The sequence below is a fragment of the Thalassobacter sp. 16PALIMAR09 genome, assembly GCF_000765485.1.
In the GTDB taxonomy this organism is placed as follows: Bacteria; Pseudomonadota; Alphaproteobacteria; order Rhodobacterales; family Rhodobacteraceae; genus Thalassobacter; species Thalassobacter stenotrophicus.
Genome location: NZ_JHAK01000010.1, coordinates 62,248 through 70,990, shown reverse-complemented (window position 1 = coordinate 70,990; position 8,743 = coordinate 62,248). Strand labels below are relative to the sequence as shown.

General features: G+C 57.6%; 6 protein-coding genes. 3 read left to right on the top strand and 3 right to left on the bottom strand.

Annotated elements, in window-relative coordinates; all coding sequences use genetic code 11:
* The 3 genes from PM04_RS18265 to PM04_RS15460 all read left to right on the top strand — a co-directional run.
* On the top strand, nucleotides 1–245 hold a 245-nt coding region (locus PM04_RS18265), incomplete at its 5' end, for a hypothetical protein (RefSeq protein WP_038008535.1).
* Nucleotides 246–247: 2 nt separating this feature from the next.
* Nucleotides 248–880: a hypothetical protein gene (locus PM04_RS15465; RefSeq protein ID WP_038008532.1), complete on the top strand. Its 633-nt coding sequence runs from the start codon at nucleotides 248–250 to the stop codon at nucleotides 878–880.
* A complete protein-coding gene (locus PM04_RS15460) occupies nucleotides 880–2,130 on the top strand; it encodes a radical SAM protein (RefSeq protein WP_052077314.1) in 1,251 nt (416 codons plus the stop codon). The genes PM04_RS15465 and PM04_RS15460 overlap by 1 nt, the downstream gene beginning before the upstream one ends.
* A 548-nt stretch (nucleotides 2,131–2,678) precedes the next feature.
* Here PM04_RS15460 and PM04_RS15455 read toward each other — a convergent pair.
* Genes PM04_RS15455 through PM04_RS15445 form a run of 3 tightly spaced genes read right to left on the bottom strand, consistent with a single transcriptional unit; the run spans nucleotide 2,679 to nucleotide 8,733 of the window.
* Nucleotides 2,679–4,514 carry an efflux RND transporter periplasmic adaptor subunit gene (locus tag PM04_RS15455; RefSeq protein WP_038008530.1) on the bottom strand — a complete coding sequence of 612 codons (1,836 nt, stop codon included), beginning with the start codon at nucleotides 4,512–4,514 and terminating at the stop codon, nucleotides 2,679–2,681.
* Nucleotides 4,511–6,586, bottom strand: coding sequence for a hypothetical protein (locus tag PM04_RS15450; RefSeq protein WP_052077313.1), 2,076 nt, complete (start codon nucleotides 6,584–6,586; stop codon nucleotides 4,511–4,513). The genes PM04_RS15455 and PM04_RS15450 overlap by 4 nt, the downstream gene beginning before the upstream one ends.
* The gene (locus PM04_RS15445; protein ID WP_038008528.1) at nucleotides 6,583–8,733 is read right to left on the bottom strand and encodes an efflux RND transporter periplasmic adaptor subunit; all 2,151 of its coding nucleotides are present in this window, start codon (nucleotides 8,731–8,733) and stop codon (nucleotides 6,583–6,585) included. Before PM04_RS15445 ends, PM04_RS15450 begins: the two co-directional genes overlap by 4 nt.
* Nucleotides 8,734–8,743 lie beyond the last annotated feature (10 nt).

The window sequence follows — 8,743 nt, the reverse complement described above, 5'->3', positions numbered from 1 at the left end:
CAATCGATTGGTCCCGGATTGCCAACAAGCCGGCCATTGGGGCGGGCGACATTACCGCCGTGACCGTCACAAACGGAACGCCCGTGTCCGGGCCCATCCGTGCTTTGGGTGGTAATTGCGGGAGCAACTGCGCCTGCACTGGCAATTGCTATGTCACCAGCCTGTCCGGGGGCGGCACCACTGGCGCTGTGACAGTCACGGGCAATCGCGCCTATTACAACTGCAACTGCAATTGCCGGTGCTGAAGATGGAGGTGCGCAAAACCAGCCTCGAGTTGTGGCCGACCCAGGTCAACTTCTTTGAGACGCCCCTGGATTGGGTGGTGAACCGACAGCTGGCGGATGAGGCTATTGCGGCTGTTGGTTGGAGTGAAACTCATGACGTCCCGTCTGCCTCCAAGCGGCGGGTGCGCGGGATCTTGGAGCGCAGTGATGCTGGCCAAGCGCTCAAGGCACATCTTTTTAATTGTGCACGGGCGGTGCTTGGTCCCTGGGCCAAATACCTTGATCCCGACCATTGCGAAAACCGCGCGCTCGTTATTGCCCCCGGCGGGTTCATCTCGACCCACAAAGACAGCCGAGAGGGCGATCTGACCTGCGTGCATTTCCTGACCGGAAGTGGCGCAGGTCAGCCTATCAACAGTGTTGGGAACCCGCGCTTTGTGATCGAGGACCCCTCGCGCTACTTCGACGAAGGCCGGCTGCCCTTTGAGCCGCGCCACGGATACTCCGTCCACTCACGCCCCGGGCTATCGGTGTTTTTCCCTTCGCATATTCCCCACAACCAGCACCCCCGTGCGGGGAGCACCCCCCATGTGCAGGTGGTCGCGAACTTCCGCGTGACCCTGCCTGACAACCTTGAAGAGAGGCTCTTTGACTGATGTGGTTTGACCTGACCCTGGAGGCGCCCGATGGCGCCAGAAGTTCCATCCGCTACAACGCGCACACCTCCGACTGCGAGGGGCTGCCCCTGCCCGTCGATCCCGGCGAGTATCCCTCGGTGCCCAAAGTAGCCAGAGACAAGCCCCTCGGAAAATCCCGCGCACCCCGCGTGCTGAAAATCCAGCTCGGGCTCTCCTGCAACTATGCCTGCAGCTATTGCAGTCAGGCATTCCAGATCGCCGATGCCACGGTCTCGAAGCTGGCCGATGTCGAGCACTTCCTGACCCAGCTTGACGGCTGGATCACCGACGCCCCGGAAAAGATCGAACTTTGGGGCGGGGAGCCCTTCCTTTACTGGGCAAAGATCAAGCGGCTGATCCCGGCGCTGGCCGCGCGCTTCCCGACAGCGCGCTTCTCGATCATCACCAACGGCTCGCTCCTTAACCGTGAAAAGCTTGACTTCATCGCGGCGCATGACATCGCGATCACGATCTCGCATGATGGGCCCGGGCAGCATCTGCGCGGGCCGGATCCGTTAGACGACACTGACAAGCGGCGCTGGATTGAAGCTCTGCTGGCCGAGAGGCCGGAAAAGACCGGGTTCAACGCGGTTCTGACGCGCCAGCATCACGACCTTCGGGCGCTCACGGCCTGGTTCGCGGAAAAGGTCGGGCCGGACATCTTCGTCGGGCTCGAGGGCGTCGTGAATGTTTATGACGCCGCAACTGCCATCGGGACAGGGCGGTTTGAGCCCACCGAGCTGAACAGCCTGACGCGGTCGATCTTCGAGGCGCTGGTCGAGGACGCCAACGCCTTTGGCCTCGGCGAGCGCATCGACGAGTTCTACGCCTCGATCCAGCGCCAGCGGCCCATCGAGGCCCTCGGCCAGAAATGCGGGATGGACAGCCACGACGCCATCGCTGTCGATCTGCGCGGGAACGTCATGACCTGCCAGAACACTGGTGCGAAGGGCGCGCACAAGATTGGCCATGTGGCCGACTTCGACGCCATCGCGCTCGACACCGCGACGCATTTTGCCTTCAGAGAGGAATGCATGTCATGCCCCGTCGTTCAGCTCTGCAAAGGGTCCTGCATGTTTCTAGAAGGCGAGTTCTTCAAGCAGAGCTGCGCCAACGAGTTTGCGTTTAATATGGGGGTGGTGATGGCGGCCGTGTGGCATTTGACGGGGATGGTGGTGGTTGGGGTGGGGGAAGTGATAAATCCACGCCCTGATGGTGGGGCAGGCTAACGGATATTTAGAATAGATTAGCGATGTCATTTGATCACGCTTTAGACCCGATTTCAGAAGAAAACTTATAAAAGGCTAAGCAAGCATGCTAAAGTGCCACAGTTGAAGCTCTCATCCACTGCGGGGGCAAGCTGAGTCCTTTGAAGCCGACGCACGGAAACAAGCTACAGCTAAGTCTGAAGGACGCCCGTGCTGCAAACACAAGCTTGCTCCGCATCGCTCGTTTCTGATCAAACTTGTTAATCAGGACGGCGTCACGACATCACCCAAATAGCTAGTTGCGCTGAGAGATGCGACACCCGTTCAGGCGCACTCGATAAAAACGGCTGGTCACTTGCGCAAAATCTATTGCAAGGACTTCTTGAGTGGCTCAAAAATCAAGCGGCTTGGCCCGGATGGAATAGGGGTATAGCCAGGTCCTGTCTGCCTCGCCCGCCTATAGAAGAATTGGCAGCCGCATAATTCTGAGACGACAAAGCCTCGTATGCGATGAACGAAGCTCATCGTCAGTCGCTGTTTGGGTGCTAAAGTACTCGCTTTGGTTTACTTCAAAACCAAAGCAACAACCGTAAATAATCCACCAGCCTGCGCGAGGCGAGCCACCACACAGGACGCGTTCCAGCGGAGATTTTGACCACCCCCGTCATACCCGGCACCCACCAATCAGCGCGTGTTTCCGGATCGCTCATCCGGACGGGAAACACATTGTCGGCATCTTGTACCGCAGGCGCCGGCACCGTGCGGGCGACGGACATGGAAAACATGTCCTTGGGACGCGCCAAAAGGGTCAAATCTACCGGTTGGCCGACCTCAATAAAGCTGAGGTCCCTCTCGGAAACCGCCGCCTCTACATACAACGACGACAGGGCAGAGACCGTGACCTGACTTTCGCCACGGCGCACAGCCTCGCCTATTTTCTTGGCAGGCTCGCCTTCGACGACCACGCCACTTATGGGTGCAACGGCATTGGCCCCGGCAAGCTTTTGATCGATCCTCAATAGCTTGGCGCGCAACTCATCGGCCTTGGCCTGCGCAACCTGCATTTCCGAAAACTGATTGAGCGACCGCCGGATTTCCGCGTCCCGATTGGCCTGGGCCAGCTCTGCGATCAGCGCATTGCGCTCCAACACCAGTTCAGACGTGTTAAGGGTAAAGATCACGTCGCCCTGTTCCACGACCGAACCCAAGATGATCTCGCTGCTTTCGATAAATCCGTCATAGGCAGCACCGACAAAAGCAGAGGCGTCGGTTTTCAACACCGCCGTCGCAGACAAACGGAAAGGCAGCGGGACAAACAAGGCCCCCACAACGGCCGCCACCAGCGCGCCCGTGAATAGCTTGCCCGCACCGCTGCGCGGCTTCAGCGCCTTTGGCACTGAACGGGCCATTTCACGGCCCATGCGTACCATCATCCATCTACTATTCTGAGCGTGCCAGACAAGTGGGACGATGGCCATCTCGCAGTAAAGGCGCAAAGCCCATTGCTCAGCGGTGGTGAATTGCTGACGCTGACGCTCCAGCGTCACAGCACCAAGTTCGATAGTCTGTCCGTCCGGGGTGCGCTGGATAAGAGGCAGAGTCAGAATGTGACCAGGTTTGACCACCTGCACATAAGCTTCATGAGCGATGCTGACTTGCTTTTGGTCCGTGGCGGGCAGCATGACCTCCTTATTTTGGGTTAGGGCCTCTTGCCCTGCCTCCTCCAGAAGGAAGGTTGTCTCCGACCGGCGGGCCACTTTTTCGGAATGGCTTGTCGCGCGCAGTCGCAACCCTTCAAACGCGCGCCAAGAGATTGAGGCTGTTTCGCAGGCAAAACGTTCCGAAAGATCATTCACAAAGGTCAGAGTCGCTTTGTCAAAGTTTTCCGAATCCAGCACTCGCCCCATGGATTCCAAGGTGTGTGCAAGCCGCGTCGCGTCCCGTGCTCCTGACTTGGCCTTACGCAAGGCATCATACGCTTGCGGAACGCTCAAAAAACCGGTCAGTTTCTGTAAAGCTGCTAGTGCTGCGGCCGTGCCGCCTAAATCTGCAATCAAAACGATTTGCTTGTTTGAGTCGGTAGTCTGCAATTCGCCAAGAGCAAGATTGCCCCCTAGCCCCTGCCCGACGGTCACCCCATCACGGCCGAGTTTTTTCAAGACAGCCAGCGACAGCACCTCCTCTAACGGGACCGAAGCCTCCAAAGGCCGTTGATCCAATACTTTCCAAGACCCTGGATTTTCCGACCCGGAGCGCCAAACAAGCCAAACCGCGCGTGCATTCAACTGACGCTGGACGGTCTGGACCAGAACGGGCCAGAATGCCGACGGCGCGCCTGAAAACTCGGCCAAAGCGCTCAAAGCCGTGGCAAAACTTGCATCCAAAGTCGCAGAATGTGCGGTCATATCATGCTCTTCTCGGTTTCAATCTCGTTATCGAGCGACACTTTACGCTGCTTGTAGGCCAGATGTTCTGCTCGTTTCTGCGCGATGTACAGCATTAAGCGGGCCAACATTTGCCGGCCTATGCGAGTGCGGAAACTGGTGATCCAACACCGGCGCAGTATAGACGGTAGGAATCGCATAACGACGTCTTCATCCAAGGCCACATAACGCATGAAAGCACCCGGATCCCCCTGCCGCGCGCAGCGACCAATCAACTGCCGGTCGATCCGCGAGAAATCATTCGTCTCGGCGATGATCACGTGCAAACCGCCGGTGTCGCGCACAGCGGCTTCGATTTTAATATCGGTCCCGCGTCCGGCCATGTTGGTGGCCACGGTGATCGCGCCGGACTGGCCTGCGCGCGCAACAATCGCGCTTTCTTGCGCATCGTTGATGGCATTCAGGGTCTCAATCGGTTGATCCGGCGCGTACTTGGCAAAGGCCTCGGAAAGATCATCGCTTGTCAGAACGCTTTTCACGCCGATCAGCACCGCACACCCTTTTGCCGACAACTCGCAAGCGTCCTGAACGATTGCGTGTAGCTTTTCAGCATTGGTTCCAAACACCCGATAGCCCAAATTTCGCCGTTGGGAGGATTTATGCGTCGGCACCGGCACGATAGCGAGACCATAGATTTTACCCAGCTCCGCCTTCGTCTCTTTGGCTGTGCCGGTCATACCGCCGATCCGCGTTAACCGCTGGAAATAGCGCTGAAAGCTGAGGCGCGCGCTCACCTCGCTAGGGGGCGAAATCTCAAGATCCAAGGCCGCCTCAAGAACCTGCTGCATCCCCAAGGACAATGTGCGTTCTCGTGCCAATCGCCCAGTCAATTCATCCACAAGGACAACCTTACCCTCTTGAATAATATAATGTTTGTCGCGCACCATCATATTCATGGAATAAAGGGCGGTGTTCACCAACTCTTCGGCACGGTCACGGCGCTGCCAGAACGGACCGGCGTCCAGAACCATCTTTGCTAAGCGCGCGCGGCCTGCACGGGTCAACTCCACGTTACGCACGTCTTGGTTGATCGTGTAATCCTTGTCCTCCGTCAAGGCGCGGGCCAGCTCTACCGCCTTGACCGCTGCCGCGGCCAGCAGCTCGTCTGGTTTTGGGGTAGAGATAATCAACGGGGTCACAGCCTCATCAATCAGAACGCTGTCGGCCTCATCGACGATCACTTGATGCACCCCGCGCATAACGATGCCACTCGCCTCGCCCTTGCCTCCGTTGCGAGCGCCGGCCAAAGCATGTTTCAAACGCCCTGCTTTGCCCGACAAGATCAAGCTGTCGCGCAGGTGGTCAGCCAGCATGTCCCGCGCCGTGCAATATACAATCTCATGATTATAGCCTGCCGCCCGCGCATTAGGCGGCGTTTCGCCCGTGACCGAGGCCGCCGTAACCCCGCAATAGGCGTACAGTACTTGCCCCAACTCGCAATCCCGCGCCGCAAGGTAGTCATTGGCAGTGATCACATGCACCGGCATCCCTTGCCAGGCTGCCGCGATGGCCGAGAGGTTGGCCGTCAGCGTCTTGCCCTCGCCCGTTGCCATTTCTGCGATGGAGCCTTCGAGGATCGCAAACGCACCGATGATCTGTTCGCGGTGCGGGCGAAAACCGAAAACACGGCGCACCGCTTCGTTGATGCCAGCCATCGCATGAACGTGCGGTGCGGTGGTGCGCGCTGATTGAACATTGCACGCAAATTTAGATGAGGCGCGCAGGTCAGCGAGTTGTTCGGCCAATTGATCTTCATTCAAGTCTTCAAGAGCCGCCCGCGCGGAAATCACCTGATCGGCCAACTTGCCAAGGCGCGCCAGGGGACGTTGCAGCGCCAACAGTTTGGTCTTCAAGGTCGTCCCGTGGCGGTCCAGCCACAGGCGTTTGTAGTCAGGCTGATGAGTGCTCAGAAACAACAGCGCAGCACTGGGCACGGCGGAGACGTTTTCACCTTCCTGCCAGTTGCTGTCGCCAGCCAAGGGCAATCCCGCGTACTTATCCAAGACTTCGGAAAGGGCCCGCCGATCTGTCACAGCTTATACCGCTTTTGAAAAAACTGACGCAGCCCGTCGTAGGCACGCAGACCTAAGGATCGCGGCGGTAAGGCCACCCGCATCCAACCACGGCGGCCATCCAGTAGGTTATCGGCAACTGGCCCGCTGCTAAGGTCGGCCACGATCAGAAAGAACCGCTCAGCCGCTTGAGGCGTGTCGCGGCTTTGCAGATCCATCGCCACCGCGCCACCCGCCAAGGGCGAAACGGCCGCCGATGGCAGCTCTTTTTGCGAAAATGGAATAACGCTAAGTTGCGGAATATCAAGCGTTTGGGCGCGCAATCCTTCGACCTTCACGGTGGCCTCATCGGCGCGCATCGCGGCAATCTCACTGGCGCCCTGCTGTTCGAGGATGGCGCGGAACTGATAATCCTGCGATTTAGAAATTGCGCCCACCTCGGCCCCGCGGGACAACCATTGCCCTGAATAGGCCCGCAATTCCTGGGCAACCCAAGTCCCCTCATGCGGCGCATAGATCACCAATTTGCGCAATTCGGATTCCAAATAGTCACGGGTGGTGAGCATAGTTTGGAGTTCCTGCTCGATCGCGGCGTAGGTCTGCCCCCCCTCGGTCAGGGACTGGTTCATCCGTGCCTCTACACCGGAGATCTTCGCCTGAAGACCCTGCAATTCCAGTTCAAGCTCGGGGTTACGCAATCGAATGATAACAGCGCCTTGGGCCACATGATCGCCATTTTCCGGATAAACCTGATCCAAGATCCCGTTGAGTGGCAGGAAAACTCGGGTCTTCTGACGGTCTTCGACCACGCCGTCCAGAACGCGCGAAAACGGAAGCGGCACAAAGGCCACGAACATCACCAAGGCCAAAAACACACTGCCGGTAGTGACTACTTTTTTACGATGTTTTGCCATGAAGCGCGGGTCTCGCACAGGTTTCAAAAACTTGGCCACCGGTGCGATAAACGTAGTGTATAAAAGCGCGGCACCAACCACCAAGCCTAGTCCAAAGTACTGATCGGCAATGAACTTCACAATCCCGACCATAATGAGAATACGGTATAGGTTCGAGGTAAAGAAGAAAGCGGCCAAAAAGGATTTCCGCCGTGTGCTGACCGGGTGCAGCTGAGTCCTCGCCTCACCCAGAACTTTGGTTCGAAAAAGCTCGGTCACCTGCTTTTTTGCGGTTTCATGTAGGTTGGGAATGCCGCTGATGTCCGAAAGGATATAATAGCCGTCAAAGCGCATCAGCGGGTTAGCATTGAACACCACTGTGTAGACTGCCGTCACAAACATAAGGTTCGAGGCGACCTCGTTTAATGGGCCCGGTGGGGAATAGGCCCAGACAATTGTGGCTATGGCGCAAACAAAGACATCCGAGTACATTCCCGCCGCGCCCACGGCCGCTCGATGCCATTTGTTGCGGAGCGCCCAGCTGGCCGACACATCCGCATAGGGCAGCGGCGTGAACATAAGCAGCATCAGACCCGTGGTCCGCACATGACCTCCGTAGTATTTGCACAGCGCCGCATGGCTGAACTCGTGCAACAAATGTGTTGAAAACATCGCCAGATACAGCGGGATCAGGTTACCCATCTGTAGAATGTTCTGACTTTGCGCAAAGGCACGGTCCGAGGAAATAAGAAATTCGTACCCGGCCCATAGGCAGGTTGCCAAAACTACAAGAATGGCGGGCAGGCTGTAAATCACGTTGATCAGCGGCAGAAGTCGCTTCAACATCGGCTCGGGGTCCAGCAGAGGAACCCGCATGAACAAAAGCTCAGATATGCGCGCAGCCAGCGGCTTTCGCTTTTTTTGCAGCGCCCGCTCCAGCAAACGTTCTTCGCTCACACCGCCTTCCACGTAGACCATGTTGGCCCGGTAAAGTGCCGCGATCAGATCAAAGAAATCCTTCTGTCCCGGTGCTGTCTTGGGTGAAATATCAACAAATGTGCGCCATACCTCGTGCAGGGTCTGGTTTGGACGGATGCGCTGAACCAATTCATGGGTTTCGGGTCGGGCGCGAAAAAATCCCGCATGGATGACCTCGTTATAAACGTAGTAGACATCTTCACGATATCGCTGCTGACGCACTTGCACCGAGGGGCGCAGTCCGATCCGCAATTCGGCGATCCGGTGCCATTGATCATAGAATGTCTGCTTAGCCATCCGCGTCCAC